This window comes from Thiofractor thiocamini (assembly GCF_055384375.1).
The window spans coordinates 521,849-542,416 of the sequence record NZ_AP042389.1 but is presented as its reverse complement, the minus strand read 5'-3'; the positions used below and the strand labels follow the sequence as shown (position 1 = coordinate 542,416).

17 protein-coding genes are annotated in these 20,568 nt (G+C 34.2%); 5 read left to right on the top strand and 12 right to left on the bottom strand.

The window, feature by feature from the left end; translation table 11 throughout:
- Positions 1–14: 14 nt before the first annotated feature.
- The 3 genes from ACZ47B_RS02685 to ACZ47B_RS02675 are packed head-to-tail and all read right to left on the bottom strand — an operon-like array spanning position 15 to position 3,201.
- Positions 15–788, bottom strand: a complete 774-nt coding sequence (locus tag ACZ47B_RS02685) for a TatD family hydrolase (RefSeq protein ID WP_464895139.1) — start codon at positions 786–788, stop codon at positions 15–17.
- Entirely contained in the window at positions 785–2,329 is a 1,545-nt protein-coding gene (locus ACZ47B_RS02680; RefSeq protein WP_464895138.1) for an AAA family ATPase, read from the bottom strand. Before ACZ47B_RS02680 ends, ACZ47B_RS02685 begins: the two co-directional genes overlap by 4 nt.
- Positions 2,326–3,201: an NAD(+) kinase gene (locus ACZ47B_RS02675; protein ID WP_464895137.1), complete on the bottom strand. Its 876-nt coding sequence runs from the start codon at positions 3,199–3,201 to the stop codon at positions 2,326–2,328. Before ACZ47B_RS02675 ends, ACZ47B_RS02680 begins: the two co-directional genes overlap by 4 nt.
- A gap of 62 nt (positions 3,202–3,263) precedes the next feature.
- On the opposite strand from ACZ47B_RS02675, the gene ACZ47B_RS02670 reads away from it, so the two are divergent.
- The 5 genes from ACZ47B_RS02670 to ppa are packed head-to-tail and all read left to right on the top strand — an operon-like array spanning position 3,264 to position 7,454.
- On the top strand, positions 3,264–3,803 hold the full coding sequence (locus ACZ47B_RS02670) for a PAS domain-containing protein (RefSeq protein ID WP_464895136.1): 540 nt from the start codon (positions 3,264–3,266) through the stop codon (positions 3,801–3,803).
- 60 nt (positions 3,804–3,863) lie between these two features.
- The gene (gene aspS, locus ACZ47B_RS02665) at positions 3,864–5,621 is read left to right on the top strand and encodes an aspartate--tRNA ligase (RefSeq protein WP_464895135.1); all 1,758 of its coding nucleotides are present in this window, start codon (positions 3,864–3,866) and stop codon (positions 5,619–5,621) included.
- A complete protein-coding gene (locus ACZ47B_RS02660) occupies positions 5,618–6,190 on the top strand; it encodes an adenylate kinase (protein WP_464895134.1) in 573 nt (190 codons plus the stop codon). The genes aspS and ACZ47B_RS02660 overlap by 4 nt, the downstream gene beginning before the upstream one ends.
- On the top strand, positions 6,190–6,933 hold the full coding sequence (locus ACZ47B_RS02655) for a competence/damage-inducible protein A (RefSeq protein ID WP_464895133.1): 744 nt from the start codon (positions 6,190–6,192) through the stop codon (positions 6,931–6,933). The genes ACZ47B_RS02660 and ACZ47B_RS02655 overlap by 1 nt, the downstream gene beginning before the upstream one ends.
- A gap of 2 nt (positions 6,934–6,935) precedes the next feature.
- Positions 6,936–7,454: an inorganic diphosphatase gene (gene ppa / locus ACZ47B_RS02650; protein ID WP_464895132.1), complete on the top strand. Its 519-nt coding sequence runs from the start codon at positions 6,936–6,938 to the stop codon at positions 7,452–7,454.
- 32 nt (positions 7,455–7,486) lie between these two features.
- Here ppa and metE read toward each other — a convergent pair whose 3' ends face one another.
- The 9 genes from metE to ACZ47B_RS02605 all read right to left on the bottom strand — a co-directional run bounded on the left by metE (position 7,487) and on the right by ACZ47B_RS02605 (position 20,477).
- Positions 7,487–9,754 (bottom strand): 5-methyltetrahydropteroyltriglutamate--homocysteine S-methyltransferase, encoded by a 2,268-nt coding sequence (gene metE, locus ACZ47B_RS02645; protein ID WP_464895131.1) that lies wholly within the window; start codon positions 9,752–9,754, stop codon positions 7,487–7,489.
- Between the two features lie 70 nt (positions 9,755–9,824).
- Positions 9,825–10,010, bottom strand: coding sequence for a hypothetical protein (locus ACZ47B_RS02640; RefSeq protein ID WP_464895130.1), 186 nt, complete (start codon positions 10,008–10,010; stop codon positions 9,825–9,827).
- 42 nt (positions 10,011–10,052) lie between these two features.
- Entirely contained in the window at positions 10,053–11,135 is a 1,083-nt protein-coding gene (truD, locus tag ACZ47B_RS02635) for a tRNA pseudouridine(13) synthase TruD (RefSeq protein ID WP_464895129.1), read from the bottom strand.
- Positions 11,128–12,678 carry a response regulator gene (locus ACZ47B_RS02630; protein WP_464895128.1) on the bottom strand — a complete coding sequence of 517 codons (1,551 nt, stop codon included), beginning with the start codon at positions 12,676–12,678 and terminating at the stop codon, positions 11,128–11,130. Before ACZ47B_RS02630 ends, truD begins: the two co-directional genes overlap by 8 nt.
- The gene (locus ACZ47B_RS02625; protein WP_464895127.1) at positions 12,665–14,806 is read right to left on the bottom strand and encodes a nitrate- and nitrite sensing domain-containing protein; all 2,142 of its coding nucleotides are present in this window, start codon (positions 14,804–14,806) and stop codon (positions 12,665–12,667) included. Before ACZ47B_RS02625 ends, ACZ47B_RS02630 begins: the two co-directional genes overlap by 14 nt.
- The gene (locus tag ACZ47B_RS02620) at positions 14,803–16,788 is read right to left on the bottom strand and encodes an EAL domain-containing response regulator (protein WP_464895126.1); all 1,986 of its coding nucleotides are present in this window, start codon (positions 16,786–16,788) and stop codon (positions 14,803–14,805) included. The genes ACZ47B_RS02625 and ACZ47B_RS02620 overlap by 4 nt, the downstream gene beginning before the upstream one ends.
- Entirely contained in the window at positions 16,775–18,253 is a 1,479-nt protein-coding gene (locus tag ACZ47B_RS02615) for a sensor histidine kinase (protein ID WP_464895125.1), read from the bottom strand. Before ACZ47B_RS02615 ends, ACZ47B_RS02620 begins: the two co-directional genes overlap by 14 nt.
- The gene (locus ACZ47B_RS02610) at positions 18,250–18,651 is read right to left on the bottom strand and encodes a hypothetical protein (protein WP_464895124.1); all 402 of its coding nucleotides are present in this window, start codon (positions 18,649–18,651) and stop codon (positions 18,250–18,252) included. The genes ACZ47B_RS02615 and ACZ47B_RS02610 overlap by 4 nt, the downstream gene beginning before the upstream one ends.
- Positions 18,648–20,477 carry a TonB-dependent receptor plug domain-containing protein gene (locus tag ACZ47B_RS02605; protein ID WP_464895123.1) on the bottom strand — a complete coding sequence of 610 codons (1,830 nt, stop codon included), beginning with the start codon at positions 20,475–20,477 and terminating at the stop codon, positions 18,648–18,650. The genes ACZ47B_RS02610 and ACZ47B_RS02605 overlap by 4 nt, the downstream gene beginning before the upstream one ends.
- Positions 20,478–20,568 lie beyond the last annotated feature (91 nt).

The following is a 20,568-nucleotide window of genomic DNA, read 5'->3' as shown; positions in this document are numbered from 1 at the left end:
AATCTCTTATTCTACTATAAAAACTCTTTAAAAACTCTTTTTGCGTTAGCGGTTGTGATATCACACACCTCTTCATAGCTTAATCTCAAAAGTTCTGCCATTTTTTTTGCTACAAATGTAGTATAGTATGGCTCATTTCTCTCTCCTCTGTGAGGATGAGGGGTAAGATAAGGGGCATCTGTTTCCAAAACTATCCTGTCAAGTGGGATTTTAGGTAATATTTCTACCAGCTTTTTGGCATTTTTAAAAGTCAAGACCCCTCCGATACCAAAATAAAATCCACTGTTGCTCAACTCTAAAAGTATTTCACTTGCATTGAAACAGTGAAGTACTCCAAGCTGTTTGAACTCACCGTAACTTTTTAAGATATCAAGACTGTCTTTGCTGGCTTCTCTGATATGCACTATCAAAGGTTTATCGAACTCGAACGATAATTCTATCTGCTTTTTAAATATCTCTTTTTGTCTGTTTTTGATACTCTCTTTATCCTCTTTTTCCAAGCGATAATAATCAAGTCCGCACTCTCCAACCGCAACGCATCTTTCGTCCTTGAGATAATCTCTTAGTATCTCTTCATCAAACCCTTCAAGGTTGTAAGGATGCACTCCTGCCGCGTAGTAAACATCGTCATATCTGTAAGATATCTCTTTGGCTTTTGGCAAATCTTTTATATCGGCTCCCGGTATAACAAAACCTTTGACTTCATGAGCTCTTGCTCTTTTGATAACTTCATCCAAGTCATCATCATATCTTTTATCATCAAGGTGACAGTGAGTATCTATGATCACTTCTTTTTCTCCTCATATAAACTTTTTGCAAAATCAAAAGCTTTTTGGTGTATCTTTTCTCCGCTTATCATTCTTGCCAATTCATCGATTTTGCTGTTTTTGTCTTTTAATTCTTTCACTTTTGATTGACCGTTTTCTTTGTAAACCAAAAAGTGCATATCGGCATTTGATGTGAGTTGAGGCTGGTGGGATATGGCAAAGATTTGGTAATTGTTTGATAACTTTTTAAGTACGGTAGCTATACTCATGGACTCTTTTCCGCTTAAGTTCGCATCCACTTCATCGAGTATCAAGATACCGTTTTGTCGGCTGTTTTTTATATCGTTAAAAGCGCTTAAAAAAGCCAGCCTGACACGATTAAACTCACCTGAACTTATCTTATCCAACCCTATACCCCATAGATTTATATCCACTTCATCTTTTGCATACTCACTCATGTCGGTTTGCTTTAAGGACAGTTTTATAGCGGGCAGATAAAGCATTTGAAGGTATTCGTTTATAAGAGTATTTAACTCTTTTAGCGCCGACTCTCTTTTTTTGGTGATTGTTTCACACATTTCATCGCATTTTCTTAGAAGAGTTTTCTCTTCTTTTTGAAGTTCGCTTTTTTCATAAGAGATGTTGTTGTAGTACTCTAACTCTTCTCTCTTTTTTTCAAGATATTCCAAAGATTCTTCAACCGAGCCGTATCTTTGTTTTAAGTGTGAGAGTTTCTCTATCCTGTCAAGTACTTCTTCTATATCTATATCTTCAAGCTCGCTTATCTTATCTTCTGCATTTTCAAGGTGGGCTCTAAGTTCATTTAAACTCTCATCAAAAAATGCACTCTCTACTTCAAGCAATTCAAGTGCTTCATTTACAAAATGCTCATAATCGAATATTGCTTTAGCATTTTGGACTGCTTCGGATATCTTCTCTTTTTTTGAGAGTGATTTTTTTATATCCATCAACTCTTCATATTCGCCTATCTTTGGCGAAATCTCCTCTATCTTTGCTATCTCATAAGCGGCAAACTCTTTTAATTCTTCTATCTTTTTCTCTTTTTCAACTATCTCCTGGAGATCATTGGCAACTTTTTTGTAATCATTATAAACTCTTTTGTAGTTTTTTAAAAACTCTTCATACTTTTTATCATCTTGCGAAATGATGGCATCGAGTACACTTAAGAGTCTATGGTTTTCAAACTCTTTGTACTCCTTCGGCGAAAGATAGTCTATGATATTTTTAGATATTTTGTTAAGAGTTTTCTTAGGTACTTGTGAACCGTTTATGAAGTATCTTGCACTTTTTGTTTTAGCAAATTTAAAGACATTTATCTCTTCATTTTCTATGCCAATATCTTCCATATCCAGCTCATTATCAAGCGATACTTCCGCTAATTTTGCTTGCAAATCCTTATATCCGAAAACTCCAAGAAGTGCGTTTAAAAGTATCGATTTGCCTACCCCGCTTGCTCCACTAAAGAGTATAAGCCCCTTCTTAAGCTCCAGTTCGACCTCTTTGAAAACAAGACACTCTTTTAAATAAAACCTCTCTATCAAGCATCACCCCATTTAAGTTTTTCTCTTAAAACCTTAAAGTAATTTCTCTCGACTCTATGTATGAGTCTTACTCTTTTCTTTGCCATTTTAAATTCAACGCTTTCATAGTCTTTCAAATGATAAATATCCTGTCCATCAATAGCTATGAGTACATTGTCGCTACTTTTTATCATCACTTTAAAATTTGCAGGCAGTATAAGCGGTCTTTGTGTTAGAGAGTGAGAACAAAGCGGTGTCAGTATAAGTGCCTCAGTAAGAGGAAACACTACCGGTCCACCACTTGAGAGATTGTAAGCGGTCGAACCGGTTGGAGTTGAGACTATAAGTCCGTCACCATAATAATTGTTGAAGTGTACATCATCCACATAAGCTTGAAGATCGACCATGCCTGCGACCATTGGTCTTGAAAAAACCACATCATTGAAAGCGAAAGCACTTTTTTGTTCATCTTGTTTGTTGAAAACTACCTCAAGTACCATTCTTCTGTCTATTCTATATTCGTTTTCAAAAAGTTTGTCTAAAAAACTCTCCAACTCTTTTACATCTATATCAACCAAAAAACCGAGTTTTCCTATGTTGATACCAAGGATTGGCTTATTGTATTTGAAACTTCTTCTACAAAGCGATATAAGCGTACCGTCTCCTCCAAGGGATATGATGATATCGCTCTTTTGGCACATTTTATCAAAATTTTCTCCGTTCTTGCCAAGCAGTGCTGCACTCTCCTCGTCAAGTATCAACTCTACATTATGTTGATCAAGTTTTTTTTGGATTTGATCATAGTATCGGTGCAAATTATGGGTATCAGGTCTTACAACAAGCCCTATCTTTTCTATCTTTTCGATCTTTTCATCTATGTTTATGATCTGCACCGTTTGATTTCCTTTTAAAAAAGTTAATTGTATAATACCAAAACTTTTTTAAAGGAGTGTTTATGAGTGTTAAAAGACTTAGCAAACTTGACGCACCGAAAGTTTTGAAAAATGATGAAAAAGTCATGGATGACAATGACTTTATAGTATCAAAAACTGACACAAAAGGCTTTATAACTTACTGTAACCAAATCTTTATAGATATGTGCGGATACACTCAAGATGAACTCATAGGTGCGAACCACAACCTCATAAGGCACCCTGATATGCCACGTATCGCATTCAAACTTTGCTGGGATCTTATACAAAATAGGCAGGAATTTTTCGGCTTTGTTAAAAACCTTAGAAAAGACGGTGGTTATTACTGGGTTTTTGCGAACATTACCGCTTCAGTTGATGAACATGATAATATAGTAGGATACTTTTCTGTTAGAAGAAAACCCTCAAAAAAAGGGCTTGAAGCCATCATACCGGTATACAGACAATTAGTCGATGCGGAAAAATCTGGAGGCATGAAAGCTTCAGAGAAAATCTTAAATGACTTTTTAAAACAAAACAACACAACATATGAAGAACTTGTTACATCGCTTCAGGCAATGTAATAAAATATTTAACTTATTTTAGATATAATCACCTCTTTAAAAAACATCAAGGAAACAAGTTTGAGAACACATTACAATACGGAAGTCAGTGAAAATGATATAGGCAAAGAGGTAAAACTTTGCGGATGGGTAAACTCCAGAAGAGACCACGGAGGAGTTGTTTTTATCGATTTGAGAGATAAAACAGGACTAATCCAGCTAGTTTGTGACCCAAATGACAACGAAGAAGCCTGGAAATTGGCAGATAGTGTAAGAGATGAGTTTGTTTTGGTTGCGAGCGGAAAAGTAAGACCAAGAGGTGAAGGACTTGAAAATCCAAATCTAAAAACAGGAACCATAGAAGTTGTAGTAGATAAATTAACTATAGAAAACAGAGCCTTGCCTATGCCGTTTGATTTGGGTGATGAGAGAGTAAACGAAGAGATAAAACTAAAGTATAGATATCTTGAACTAAGAACCAAAAAAGCACTTGATATCTTCAAACTAAGAAGCAAAGCTTCCATTGCGGCAAGAAATGCTTTGGATGAACTTGGATTTTTAGAAGTTGAAACTCCGGTTCTTACCAAGTCAACTCCTGAAGGTGCAAGAGATTATCTAGTTCCTAGTCGTGTTCATAATGGTGAATTTTATGCACTTCCCCAATCTCCTCAACTTTTTAAACAGCTTTTGATGGTTGGTGGATTTGACAGATATTTTCAAATTGCCAAATGTTTTAGAGACGAAGATTTAAGAGCGGATAGACAACCTGAATTTACCCAGATAGATGTTGAGATGAGCTTTTGCGACCAGGAAGATGTTATAAAAGTAGCTGAGCATTTACTATATAACATATTTAAAGCTTGTGGTAATGAGATAGAAAAAAGCTTTAAAAGGATCACTTACAACGAAGCTATGGAAAAGTACGGTAGCGATAAACCAGATCTTAGGTATGACTTATCCATGGTAGATGTTATAGATATATTTGCAAGAAGCACAAATGAGATATTTGCTTCCATTGCAAAAGATAAAGCCCATAACCGCATAAAAGCTCTCAAAGTTCCAAACGGTGACAATATCTTTTCAAAAAGACAGATGAAAGGTTTTGAAGATTATGTAAGAAAATTCGGTGCTAAAGGTCTTGGTTACTTTCAAATGAAAGAAGAGGGATTAAAAGGTCCTTTGACCAAATTTTTTAGCGAAGAAGACTTGAATGAGATCATAAAAGTTTGCGATATAAAAGTCGGGGATGTTGTATTTTTTGGAGCGGGTGATAAAAAAGTCGTTCTTGATTACATGGGAAGGTTTAGGATATATTTGGCTGAACTTATGGGCATCATCCCGCAAGATGAGTTCAACTTCGTATGGGTTGTTGATTTTCCTATGTTTGAGATAGAAGACGGAAAAGTAAAAGCTCTTCATCATCCTTTTACTATGCCAAAAGATTTGAACAAAGAAAATATTGAAGATATAAGCTCTATCGCTTATGATATTGTTTTAAACGGAGTTGAACTTGGTGGCGGAAGCATCAGGATACATAAAGAGGATATCCAAAATGAGATATTCAAACTTCTTGGCATAAGCGATGAAGAAGCAAATGAAAAGTTTGGATTTTTACTTGAAGCATTGAAGTTCGGTGCACCTCCTCATGGTGGTTTTGCCATAGGATTTGACAGACTTATCATGCTTTTAAGTGGGGCTGAAAGTATAAGAGATGTTATAGCTTTCCCTAAAACTCAAAAAGCCCAATGTCTTTTAACTTCCGCTCCAAGTGAAGTTGATAGTGAACAGTTAAAAGAGTTAGGACTTAGGATAAGAAACATCACAAAGGATATAAAATGAAAAAACTTTTTTTAATAATAGGAGCTCCCGGAAGCGGGAAGACCACTGATGCTGAAATCATAGCGAAAAACAACAGCGACACAATAGCCCACTACTCTACCGGGGATCTTTTAAGAGCAGAGATAGCCAGTGGGAGCGAGCTTGGAAAAACTATAGAGAGTTATACTTCAAAAGGCAATCTTGTACCACTTGATATAGTTATCAACACTATCGTAAACGCTATAAAAAATTCACCCAAAGATATCATTTTGATAGACGGTTTTCCAAGAAGCATAGAACAGATGGAAGCACTCGATAAAATTTTATGTGAACAAAAAGACATAGAACTTGTATCGGTTATAGAAGTTGAAGTCAGCGAAGAAGTGGCAAAAGATAGAGTTTTAGGAAGAGCCAGAGGCGCAGACGATAATGAAGAGGTTTTTTATAACAGGATGAAAGTTTACACTGAGCCTTTGAAAGATATACAGGAGTTCTATACAAAAAAAGGCTTGCTCAAAAAGATAAACGGTGAACGAACTATCGAAGAGATAGTAAGCGATATGGAAAACTTTATAAAAAGTAAGATTTAATGGCAGTTAAAAACCCCTCTTTTTACTCTGTTATCATAGGTACAGAACTTTTTAACGGCAGAAGAAAAGATAAGCATTTTGAGTTTATAAACAATGAACTTTTAAAAAGAGGATGGGAACAAAAGGCAAATTTTGTCATAAAAGATGACCCTTCTTTCATGGAAGATGTCTTTAATCTCGTAAAAAAAGATAAAAACTCGGTAATGTTCAGTTTCGGAGGTATCGGTGCCACTCCAGATGATTATACAAGAGAAGTGGCGGCAAGGGTTTTTACAGCAGGTATCATAGAACAGAACAAAGATGCACTTAAACTCATAGAAAATCAGTTTGGCAAAGATGCATATCCACACAGAATCAATATGGCAAATTTGCCAAAAAACGCAATCCTTTTAAAAAATGTAGTCAATCAAGTACCAGGCTTTGGGGTAGATGAGAGATTTTTCTTCGTTCCCGGGTTTCCTGAGATGGCTAGACATATGGTTATAGAAGCACTCGATAAGTTTTATCCAAAAAACACAAAGAAATACTCTTGTAATTTTACGGTTATATCAAGTGAAAACGAACTTATAGATACTATGCATTCTTTACCAAAAGATTTGGAATTTTCATCACTTCCGAAATTTGACGGAGATAAAAGATATGTTGAGATTTATATAGCTGATTATGACAAGGAAAAAGTTGAGAAATGGTGTACGTTTTTCAAAAATGAAGTTAAAAATAAAAAATTAAAGATAAAGGAATAACCATGGATATATCAAAGATAGGTTCGGGAGAAAACCCACAAAAAGTAAATGCCCTTATAGAGATACCATACGGCTCGAATATAAAGTATGAACTCGACAAGGACAGTGGCGCTATTTTGGTCGATAGAGTTTTATACTCCGCTATGTTCTATCCGGCAAATTACGGTTTTGTGCCAAATACTTTGGCTGATGACGGAGATCCTATAGATATACTTGTTTTAAATGAATACCCAGTTCAAGCGGGTTCTGTTATAAAGTGCAGACTCATCGGAGTTTTGATCATGGAGGATGAAGCGGGAATGGATGAAAAACTTTTGGCAGTCCCTACTTCCAAAATCGATCCAAGATATGATGATATAAAAAGTTGGAAAGATTTACCACAGGCAACTCTAAATAAGATCAAAAACTTCTTTGAAACATACAAGATGCTTGAACCAAACAAATGGGTAAAACTCAAAGATTTTCAAGATGCAAGTGAAGCAGAGGCTTTACTGAACAAAGCGATAAAAAATTACAAATAATACAAAAAGGAGGATTTTTCCTCCTTTTGTATTTACCTAAAGCTTTTAACGGCTTCGACCATATGTTTTAGACTTGGTTTAACTTCGTCCCATTTTCTTGTTTTGAGTCCACAATCAGGATTTATCCACAACTGCTCTTTTGGTAAAACTTCCAAAAGTTTTGAAATTTGTTTCTTTATCTCATCAACTGAGGGAATTCTTGGTGAATGAATATCATAAACTCCGGGACCTATCTCTTTTTGATACCCTACCCTTTTAAAGACTTTCAAAAGCCTGTTGCCGCTTCTTGAAGTTTCTATAGTTATCACATCTGCATCCATATCCTCTATGGTTTGGATGATGTCGTTAAAGTCACTGTAGCACATATGAGTATGTATCTGAGTTTTTGGCTTTGCAACCGAAGTAGCTATCTTAAAGCTCTCAACCGCCCATTTTTCATACTCTTTGATATCCTCCTTTCTTAGAGGATACCCCTCTTTAAAAGCTGCCTCATCAACCTGAATGATTTTGATACCTGCATTTTGAAGATCATCTATCTCATCAGCTATGGATAGAGCTATCTCTTTGGCTGTTTGACTTCTTGGCTGATCATCTCTAACAAAAGACCAGTTTAGTATGGTAACAGGTCCTGTTAGCATACCTTTCATGACTTTTTTGGTTTTACCTTGAGCATATGTTATCCATTCTACTGTCATAGGTTTTTCTCTTAAGACATTTCCATAAAGTAAAGGTGGCTTGACGCATCTGCTACCATAGCTTTGTACCCAGCCGTTTTGAGAAAATGCAAACCCTTCAAGCAACTCACCAAAGTATTCGACCATATCGTTTCTCTCCGGCTCCCCATGAACCAAAACATCAAGATCGATACTCTCTTGAAAAGCGACACATTCATCTATGTAATTTTTGATGAACTTTTCATACTCTTTCTTATCGATACTGCCTTTTTTGTAATCTCTTCTTACTTTTCTAAGTTCAGGAGTTTGAGGAAATGAGCCTATAGTGGTTGTCGGTAGCACAGGTAGATTCAACGCTTCCTTTTGCAGTTTTATCCTATATTTAAAAGGTAATTCTCTCTTGAATGATGTGATATTTTCAACCCTTTTTTTAACTTTGTCATTGTGGATCTTGTTCGAAGTAGCTCTGAAGTGAACCGCCCGTCTATTTTTAGCGAGTAACTCTTCATCGCTACTGCCAAGTGATTTTTCACCGTCAAAAAAGAGTTTTGTAACCACTTTCAATTCATCAAGTTTTTCCAAAGCGAAACTAAGCCACTCTTTTATCTCTTTACTTAGTTTTACTTCATATTTTAGCGTAAAAGGAACATGTAAAAGTGAACAACTTGTAGAGACTATGAGTTTATCTTTTGGGATAACATTTGCTATACTTTTTAGCAAATCAAGCTTTTTATCTACATCGCTAACCCATACATTTCTACCATCTATCACACCTGCGATTAAAACTTTGCCACTGTTTTTTATATCTTCTAGTACTTCAAAGTTTTTCTCTCCATAAACAAAGTCAAGTCCCAAAGCCCATACATCTGTATGGCAAAGCACTTTTGTAGCTTCGATTGAGTGCTCGAAATATGTAGTAACGGCGATTTTAACCTTATCACTTATGTTGGATAACTTTTCATAAGCGATTTTTAAAAGCGATAACTCTTTTGAAGTTATATCTTTAGAAAAAAGAGGCTCATCAAACTGCACGATAACTTCATCATCAAAAGTTGCTATCTCTTTGACCAACTCTTCATAAACTACAAGCAATTTATCAAAAGCTTCAAACTTATCTTCAAAATCCACAGCCTTGGAAAAAGCTATAAAGGTAACTATACCTATGAGATTTATCTTTGGTTTGATATCTGCTTTTTTAGCTTGAAGATACTCCTCTTTTATCTTTGTTATATCAAGCTTATACTCATCATCTTTTGATAGCTCAGGAACTATATAGTGATAGTTGGTATTGAGCCACTTTGTCATGCTCATTGCCACTCTTTTTTCATCACCTCTTGCCATAGAAAAGTATCTTTCAAGTGGCTTTTGTATATCTCTAAATCTTTTTGGAATCGCACCAAGAGTTATACTCATATCAAGCATATTGTCATATAGTGAAAAGTCATTGCAACTTATATGTGATATGGCTGCAGTATTTTGATAATTCCAATGTCTTAGTTTTAATTCATCCGCAACTTTTAAAAGTTCAGACGCCTCTATTTTTCCTGCCCAGTAATTTTCCAAAGCTTTTTTAAGCTCTCTTTGCTCTCCGATTCTTGGAAAGCCGACTACCCAGTTTTTTGGCATAGCTTTATCCTTTTATATTTATATTTATATTTGTAATGTTAGGTAAAAATTTATCGATTGTTTGAATGTATTAAAAAACTGGAGGAGCGATGCCGGTAAGTCTGTAGCTGTAGTTTGCACAGTTGCAGTGAGGTTTTCCAAGATTTTTTGTAAGTCTTAAGATAAGTGAGCATTTTCTTTTGAATATGCAGTTACAATGCACCGGGTTTTTAACATTTAACAATGAAAAAACAGCACATACCAATGTTCTTATCATAAAAACCTCAAAATATAATTTAACCGGTTATTATATCGTAATTTATCTTTTATGCAAAATCTCTTCAACCAAGACCGTGGCATACGAGCCTTTTGGTAAAAAAAAGCCAAGTTCAAACCATGCTTCCTCTTTTTTATATCTTTGCTCAAAAATTTCAGGAAATATCCAGGCAAATCTTCTTGAACCCTGCATTTTATGTATGACTTCTTCACATTCACCTGTAAAATCTTTTTCAATGATACCGGCTTCTTCACTTGCAAGTTTTGTTTTTTTACCGGGTAGTATACCGGTAACCGTTATATCCTTTTGTTCAAATCTTTTTGATTCTTCTTTTGTATCCAAGCATTCGAAAGCTTTACCGTATGGATAGTGATGAAGTATGTCTCCTGGCAGTATTTTAAAAAAAGTTGGCTGGTTTTTTATATCTTTAAGCAATGTTTCATTATAGATAAAGAGATTTTTCAACTCCTTTAAATTAAAACTCTCAAACATTTTGCTGAGCTCTACTCTTTTGCTAAGCCAAAGGTTAAATATATGGCTTTGGTATGCACTTATGAAAAAGTCTCTTTTTTTTCTGTTCTTAAGTTGCTTTTTACCAAAAAGTATATCTTTGCCTATTAGGTAGTTATCACCCTCTAAACCAAATCTTTGATAGCCAAAATAGTTTGGCATACCCTCATCTTGGATAATTTTTATAACATTTTCAATCTTTATAGCATCTACTTTGGATACTTTTTTAAATCTTATATAAAAGTTATTGCCTTTTAGATGACCTATTCGTATCTTATTGTTATGATAAAATGTTTGAAGTATTTTCACCTGTTTATCTTCTATGAAATTTATCCTATCTTCATACTTTTTATATATGCTTATATATTGAGTCGTGACACCGTCTTTGTCTTTCAGTCCCGCATAACCAATATCTCTCGTTTTAGAGCCTGTTGCTTCACTTATCTTTTGTACAAGTTGCCAAGTAGTCATATCTTTTTTTCTGATTTTAAGTACCAGATGCTCTCCACTACCGCTAAACTCATACAAAGGAACTTCCTCAACGACAAAATCCCTGCTTGTTTTGCTAAAGTGGACGTTTATGGCAGAGTGGTTTGTGTAGTAGAGTCTATTCACTGTCCTTCCTTAGCTTTATACTGAAAACCGCTCCGCTGTCACTATTTTTAGCTTCAAGTTTACCTTCACAATGATCATCAACTATGATCTTGCTCATATAAAGACCGAGTCCGGTTCCGTCTTTTTTGGTTTTTGTTGAAAAATATGGATCAAATATCCTGTCTATGATATCACTTGGGATTCCTTTGGCATTGTCACTGATATACAGCATCAACTCATTATCCTTTTCAAGAGTTTCTATCTTGATATAAGGATCTTGTACCTTCTTTTCCACAAGTGCATCTTCGGCATTTTTGATAAGATTTAGTATAACTTGCTTTAGCTCATTGGCATAGGAGATAAATGTAGAGTGTGAGTTTAGTTCTTTGATAACTTTTATCCTTTTATCATCAAGTGAAGGTTTTACTATCAAAAGAGCACTTTCAACCAGTATGTCAAGATTTGTTTCCTGTTTATCTTTTTTCGGTTTGAAAAAATCCCTAAAGTCATCGATCGTGCTGCTTAAATGTTTTATATAAAAGGATATCTTGTCGACATTATCTATGATCATCTCTTCATTTGCTTTTCCCATAAGAGCTTTTAACTTCAATGTAGTTGCCGTTGAAGAGATAGCGTTTAGTGGTTGTCTCCACTGGTGCGCTATCATGCTTAGCATTTCACCCATTTGTGCAAGTCTTGATTGTTGAAACATGATGATATCTTTTTCTCTTAACTCTTCAACGGTTTTTTCCACTTTTTCTTCCAGGATAGTGTTTGCCTGATTTAGCATTTTTGCTTTTTCCTGTATACTCTTTTCTTTTTGGGCATTTTCTATCAGAAGGTCGATTTTTAAGATAAATTCTTCTACCACAAAAGGCTTTTTAACAAAATCATTTCCCCCGCCTTTCAGAATCTTTCTTATGCTATCATGGGTCAATGCCCCGGATAGTACGATAACGGGTACATTGACATATGCCATATCTTTTCTGATTTTCTCAAGCATATCCATACCGTTCATATCAGGCAGCTCCATATCCAGTACCACCAAGTCTATCTCTTCTTTTTCAAGAAGCTTTAACCCTTCTTTTCCTGACTTGGCGGCATATACGATATAATTTCTTGGCAAAAGTACGGTTTTTACCTGCTTGATGATAAAAGATGAGTCATCAATAACCAAAATCTTTCTGTTTGAGAGCATTTGCATTCTTTGCAGGGTTTTGTGGATTTCATAGATAGAGTATATAAAATTTTTATCTTTTATGATATAGTCAAGTATTCCATACCTAAAAAGCTCTTCTCTTAGCTGCTCTTCATTTAAAGAAGTCAGGACGATTACTTTTGTGTTTGTTATATCATGTATATCATCAATGAGTTCATACCCTTCACCGTCAGGCAAATGCAAGTCAAGAACGATAAGCATATACTCGTTTTTTTCTATAAGATCTTTTGCTTTTGATATACTGAAGCTTTGATCCACCATATAGCCAAACTCTTCAAGTTTGTTTTTCAAGACATTGTTTATCATTTTCGAGTCTTCGACTACCAGTATTCTATTGCTTTGCATTGACATCCTTTTTAAGAACTATCCTAAAAACAGCTCCATTTATATCATTTTCCACTTCCAATATACCTCCACAATGCTTTTCTATGATCGTTTTACTCATATATAATCCCAAACCCGTTCCGTCTTTTTTGGTTTTTGTTGAAAAATACGGATCGAAGATCTTATCTATGATATTACTCGGGATACCACCTGCGTTATCACTGATCTCTAGAAATATTTCATTATCTTTTTCGTAACTTCTTATCTTTATATATGCTTTGGCTATTTTTTTACCTATCAAGGCATCCTCGGCATTTTTGATAAGATTGAGTATGACCTGCTTCAATTCATTTGCATAAGTTTTAAATGGCTTGGTATACTCCAGTTGTACGATGGCCTCTATCTTTTTATCATCCAGGGATGATTTTACGATACTCAAAACATTTTCTATCAATTTATCATACTGGGTAAAATCTCTCTTCTTGTCAGTTTTAAAAAACGTTCTAAAATCATCTATGGTTTGACTTAAATGTTTTGAATACTCATTGATGTTTTTTGAAACCTCTTCAACTGTTTCATTATCCAGTTTGTTTAATTTGGCTTTTACAAGCAACGATGAACTGGCTGAACTTATAGCGGCAAGCGGCTGTCTCCACTGGTGAGCTATCATATTTATCATTTCTCCCATTTGAGCCAGTCTTGATTGTTGTAAGAGTTGATGATCTTTTTTTCTGTTTTTTTCCACTTCTTTTTTGATTCTGTTTTCAAGAGTCTTGTTTAATTCTTCAAGCTTTTTTGTATCAGTTATATCCATTCTTACTGACGAATAGCCTACCTTTTTACCTCTTTTGTCAAATACAGGAGAGATGACAACATCAACCCAATAATAATCCCCATTTTTCTTTCTGTTTTTTATCTCTCCATGCCAAGTTTTATCACTCTTTATAGTTTCCCACAAATCTTTGAAAAATTCTTTCGGCATATCAGGATGTCTTGTTATGTTATGAGGTTTTCCTATAAGCTCCTCTTTTTCATATCCGCTTACGGTGCAAAAGGCTTTACTTACATCCAAAATCCTACCGTTTAAATCACCGACAGAAGTGATTACATACTCGTCAATGAGTTTTTTTAGCTCATCTTCTGTTTTTATCAAACTGTATATAACATATATAGCAAATATAAAGACCATCAAAGCCATAAAATTAAAAATTACAGCCCAAAGTAAACCGGTTTTGTTGTTTCGATAGATAGTATCTATCTGCTGCAGTATATAGTTTGAAATAAAACTGCTCAATTTATTTAAAACGTTTATTTTATGAGAAATTATCTCAAACCAATACTTTATGTCCAACTCTTTTATTTTTACTTTTTGTGCAGAGAGGATGACATATCTGTAGTGAACTATATCATTGAAATTTTGTTTTTCTATGATAGTTTTGTATTTATTTTTTATATCCTTATTTGCATATTTCAAAAAAAGATCTCTAAAAACCTTTTCCTTTACTATAACGGTATTGAAACCGTTTATCTTCTCTTGGGTGAAATCTTTTAAAGATATGATGCCCACTCCCAATGCTCTTTCCATGCCTGTATTTTCTATATAAAAGAGATAATTGCTGTATGCGATGATATTTTGAGTGATTTTTGGTTCATTGGATATCTCAGATACTTTGATCATTACATTTAAAAAATATTCATTATTTGTAGAGTATACTTTTAGTATATTATCTATACCTGCAACCATCTTGTCTACCCCGTCTCTTAGAGCCACAATATAATCAAAATACTTCAGGGCTTTATCCAAGGCAGCTTTTACATGTGGATTTATATTGTGAGATTGTGCAAAAATTTTTAATTCATAAAGTTTTTTATCTGTTTCTTTTCTTTTTACTTTCAAATCTTTAGAAAATTTTTTGCCGAAAGTCCCTATATATCCGATGGATAATCCTCTTTCTATCTGTACATCATGAATAAAGCGGGAAATTTTATCTATAAGCAGTATGTCTGTTTTTAAACTTGACAACTCATTTTGTGAATTATATTTTGCATCTATGATGATAAAACTGGATATTACAAACAAAATGATCAAAATCAATACCGGTAAAATAGTATATAAATTTTTTCTTTTTGCTTGTATGAACATTTTCATATCAGTCTTTGAGGTTTTCCGAAGTAATACCCTTGAGAGTAATCCACTCCCAACTCTTTTAAGATAAGGTATATATTTTCATTCTCTACAAATTCACCGACGGTTTGGATACCTTGCTCTTTTGCAAAAGAGAGGAAACTTTTGATAATGGAAAGTGACTTTTTGTCAAATTCGATATTTTTTATCAAGCTACCGTCGATTTTTATGATGTCCGCATCATACTTCATCAATCTTTTTAGATTTGAGTATCCGCTTCCAAAATCATCTATGGCTATCTTCACCCCGTAAGATTTGACATGTTTTATAAAATCCTTGATGACTCCAAAATTGACCACTTCTTCGCTTTCAAGAAGTTCAAAAACAAGTCTATGACCGTCTTTGTTGTATTTCTCAAGATAATCATATATCTCTTTCTTGGTTTTTTCCTTCTCTATATCGTAAGCAGATATATTGATGGTTATGTCTTTGTCCGTCATATCCAAAGCAGCAAAAGAGTTAGCTAGTATCTTGCTTGTCAAACTGCTGTAGAACATACCTTTTTTGGCGATATCCAAAAAATATTCGGGTGAAACGAATTGATCGTTTTCATCTAGTATCCTTACAAGTGATTCATACTTTTCAATTTCACCGGTTTTATTGTTGACGATTGGTTGGAAAAATGACATAACTCTCCCTTCGACAAGCGCACTTTTGATGATCTTTATGATTTTTATATTTTGCTCGGCTTTCTTATGTGCGATCTGAGAAAATCCATTTGCCGTTATAAAGAGTTTATTGTTTTTTATACATTCATATATACCGTACTTTGCATCATCCATGGCATTTTTTCCATATGCAAGACTCATAAGCAATGAGATATCATACCCTATATCATCGACAAAGACTTTTTGAGAGTTTAGTTTTTTATGTAGATTTGCAAAAAAATCCCTTATATCGTTTACACTTTTTCCACAACTATCCAAATCCTTAACGATAACAAATTCACCACTACCCAATGCAAAAACATTCAAATCAGCCTCTTTTGGCATGTTTGAAATGATCAAGTATCTAAGTGTATCTTCTATACGCATGGATAACTTTACACCGTAAAAAAACTGCAGATCTTCAAAATCATCTATCTTTATATACGACACGACTGCTTCTTCAGTATGTTCTATAAAATCCTGAAGTCTTCTTTTTGGATCCATTATGTCTGTTATAACATTTCTTAAAGCTATATACTCCTGGATATTTCCGTCTTTGTCCAAAATAGGACCCACTGTTGAACTTACATAGTATGCACTTCCGTCTTTTGCTCTGTTTTTGATGACTCCCTGCCATATCTTTTTCTCATCTTTTATCGTATGCCAAAACTCTCTAAATACCTCTTTTGGGACATCGGGGTGTCTGACGATATTATGATTTTTGCCGATGAGTTCCTCTTGGGTGTATTTTGAAATTTTACAAAACTTTTCGTTTGCATATGTAATGATGCCTCTTTTATCCGTTTTTGAAATGATAGAGGATTGATCGACTATGTGCTGATACTGCTTTAAAAGAGAACTCTGTTTTTCAAGCTCCTGTTTTAATTTTATCGCTTTTGCAATTTGACACAAAGATACCACGAACTGCTCTATATCTATGGGTTTTAAAAGATATCCGTTTATACCGACTTTTATACTGTCCATAAAATACTCTGTTTCGTTGTGAGCCGAAAGAACAAGTATGGGTATATCTTTCAAACCGCTTGCCTTTATCTTTTCTATCATTTCTATACCGTTCATTACAGGCATATTTATATCCGTAATGACAAGATCGATTTTCTCATAATTTTCTTTGAACTTCTCAAATCCGTCTTTGCCGTCAACTGCCGTATAAATTTCACCAAAAAACTCTTCGAGTATTCCAAGAGTTGCGATTCTGGCTTCAGGATTGTCCTCTATATATAAAATTTTTGTTTTAGAAAAAAACTGAACCACATACTCCAAGTCACATTTTTGCATCATCATCCTCCAATATTACTCTAAAAAGAGCACCGTTTTGTATATTTTTAACTTCTATCTTACCGCCGCAGTGTTCTTCGACTATGATTTTACTCATATAAAGACCAAGACCTGTTCCGTCTTTTTTGGTTTTGGTCGAAAAATATGGATCAAATATCCTATCCATTATCTTCTTTTCGATACCCCCACCGTTATCCGATACTTCCAGCACCGGTTTGCCGCCAGTTTCATAAGTTTTTATATAAATTTTTGGTTTTTTTATCTTTTTTTCCAAAAGAGCATCTTCAGCATTTTTGACAAGATTTAAAAGCACTTGCTTAAGCTCATTTGGATACGAATAAAATATTTTTTTACATTCAAGCTCTGCATCTAATTCTATATTTTTATTTTCAAAAGAGTGTTTTGTTATACTCAGCACCGAAGATACAATATCGTTTAAATCCGTCTCTTTTTTATCTTTGTTGGATTTGAAAAAATTCCTAAAGTCATCTATGGTCAAACTTAAATGTTTGGAATATTTAACTATATCATCCGCTTTTTCCATGATGATTTGTTTGTCTGCTTTATTAAGTGTCGCTTTCAATTTTAAAGCCGTCGCGGTAGAGCTGATAGCAGATAAAGGTTGTCTCCACTGATGGGCTATCATGCTGAGCATTTCTCCCATTTGTGCAAGTCTGGATTGTTGAAACATGGCTTGATCTAGTTTTCTGTTTTCTTCAACAGCTTTTGCTATCTTTTCTTCGAGTTCTTCATTTATCTTTTCAACTTTTTTCAATGCCTCATCTTTTTGTTTCTCCCGTTTTAAATCAAGGACAGAAAAGAGTAAAATTATAAAAAATATAACTACAAAAACAGTTATACTCATTTCATAGGTACCATCAAGTTCTTTCATGACAGAGACAATTATATTGTGGTATTTCATAGAAAAGTCAACTACAAGTATGGCATCTATCTTTCCATCTCTTACTATAGGCTTTAGATATGTCATCCATAAATTTTTCAGTTTTTTGTGTGTAAAATATACAGGCTTTTTGGTCTTATATACTTCTTGCCACTGTTTTATCTCAAGAGGTTCGTATGGCTCTGAAAATTCACTTTTTTCTTTTTTGTCCAAAGTTCCGTCAAGTATAAATCTGTAATTGCCTAGTTTTTTCGGGTTTTTTTCAAGTAGATATACATATTTGTATCTCTTGGTTATAAAAAGCTGTAGATATGTTTCATACTGTTTTATCTTATCGGGATACATTTTAAAGTATTCGTAAAAGTCGGTTTTTATGCTGGTAGTTAAAAGTCTACTTATGTTGTCTGTTATATCATCCACATACTCGATATTGGACTGCAGATTTGCCTGGATAACTTTGTTTTCCACATAATTGTATTTCAGGTAAACAGTGGCCGTAAAAGATATGATGACAAAAGCCAAAATGATAAAAATATATGAAAATCTGATATGAGGCGATTTCATTGTGCATACTTTTCTAAAATCTTCGGTAAAACCAAATGAAATCTTTTGAAAGCTTTTATGCTAAACCTAAGCTGTGGACGACCTTTTCTCCAGTAAAAAGCCCCTATGGCGTTTTTATCTTTGACAAAATCCTTGTAAGTTATGGCAAAATGCGGTTTTCTTAAACATTTGCCACCGTTTATCTTGCCATATACAATATCGGCGCTATCACAATCGTTTGTCAAGACTATACTCTTACTGTTTACAAATATATGTTTGTTTTTATCTGCAGTATAGACTTTGATGCTTTTTTTTTGGATCATCAAAGGGAATATTTTTTCATAAAGAGTCGTTTCGTATGTATTGTCGGCAAAAATCAGACTCGCTAAAGCCATTGCAAGAAAAAAATATTTTATCAAAAATACCACTCCAGAGTAAGCGTGACTTTTCTGTCAACAGGAGAGATAAAAACAGGCTCCAATGGAGTCAATGTTGTCGTATTTAACCTGCCATAAGAAGTCTCATGGGCTTTGTCCAGTAGATTTACACCTTTTAGTGCGATTGAAAAGTTACGATTTATATGATATTTTATACCTAAACTAAGATCATAATAACTCTTTTTTCTTATATTGTCCCTGTTAAAAACCAACTCTTCAAATGTATCGAATTTATCAAGCTGTTGTATATTTCTTATGGTCACATTGTATGTTTTCATATCATTTACATTGGGCAGATCATAAATATGTTTATATATAAACGATGTAGTAAGCTTGTTTAGTGGTGCGTATTTATATATCCATCTAAAATGCGCATAACTTGCACTCACTTTATGGTCGGCATTGTCCAAAAGACCGCTACTGTTTGCTATGACAAAGTCATTTGCTCTCAAATATTCAAGTATACTCTCAAAAGAGTGGAGGTTTTTGGTATATTTAAGATCCAGGATATAAGTATTTAATTTTTGTGTCTTTAGCATTTTGTTTGGAACAGTATATATGGAATTGATAAGATATGGGTCAACCGGTATCTCTATATGAGAAAGGTATGTTTTTATTACCCAATTGTCTTTAAGATATGTATGCCCCAGTCTATACAAAAGAGTGTGCTCGGAGGATACGTTTCCATTGTTGTTTATATTGCTGTATGATACTCCCGCAGTTAATACCGCATTATCGGCATAGTTATAATTATTTTCGGCAAATACGGTATTGACAAGCTGTTTTGTATGTCCAAATCTTGGAAGTTCAGCTCCATTCATCTTGATATTGTTATAAATAAAATGCTTATATCTGAACTTGTCACCCAATATGGTTTTATTGTTTTTAAAATCGTAAGTATAGTTTACTTTTGCAGTATATACTTCACTGGTTGATTTGACATAAAATGAGTTTATAGGTATGGAATGATAATAGTTTAGTATATTTTCTCTGTAGGTTGTTTCATTTTTTATCTTATCGAACATAAATGAAAGGTTGAATTTATCGATATCTTTTTCATATCCTAAGTGGATATTATCTGTTTTTATATCTGAATCATTTGGTTTTGCATCCAGGCTTATCCCAAAAAGACCGCCTTTGTCAGAGTGTGCCGCTTTCAGCATAAATCTGTTTTTATCGTTGTAGACGGAAGTAAAAATGTTATAATTTTTTATATCTCTTTTTGTATCTACATTTTCTATCGTATATATTTTTTTTCTATTTTCATCTCTTGATATATAAAACAGATATGAGAAATTATCAAGCGTATCGGCATATTGATAGCTTTGAAGATTTGAGCCGTAGCTTCCAAAACTGGCAGCAACTTTTCCACCCGTATCTCTTTCAGCCTTTTTGGAGTATATCCTTATAGTTACCATAGCAGGTTCGGTACTGTATGCGAATGTAGGGTTTTGTGCATATATCTCTATATGATCCACAAACCCAAGCTCCATATCTCCGATGATAGGAAAACCACTGCCGTACAATGCTGTACTTATCTCCTGATTGTCTATAAATACTTTTATCATACTGCTGCTAAAAGGAGTGGAGTTGAAAAACTTGAACGGATCTATGATGCCGTATCTGCTCTCTTCATATCCTATTTCGGTTGATTTTAGTACATCGCTTAGGTATTTGGCTTGCATGATATCGAGGTCATGTCTGGTATATATATAAGAAACTCCGGCATTTTCCTGCCTGGTTTTCAAAGAGAGATCACTTTTTTCTTCTATACTTGCAAGTAGATTGTCTATCTCATTGATAGCCAACAGGGGCGAACTTAGAGATATAAAAAAGATATAAAAAAAGAAAATTCGCTTAAACGACACCAATGTATTTATAACCTTTCTTAAAACTTTA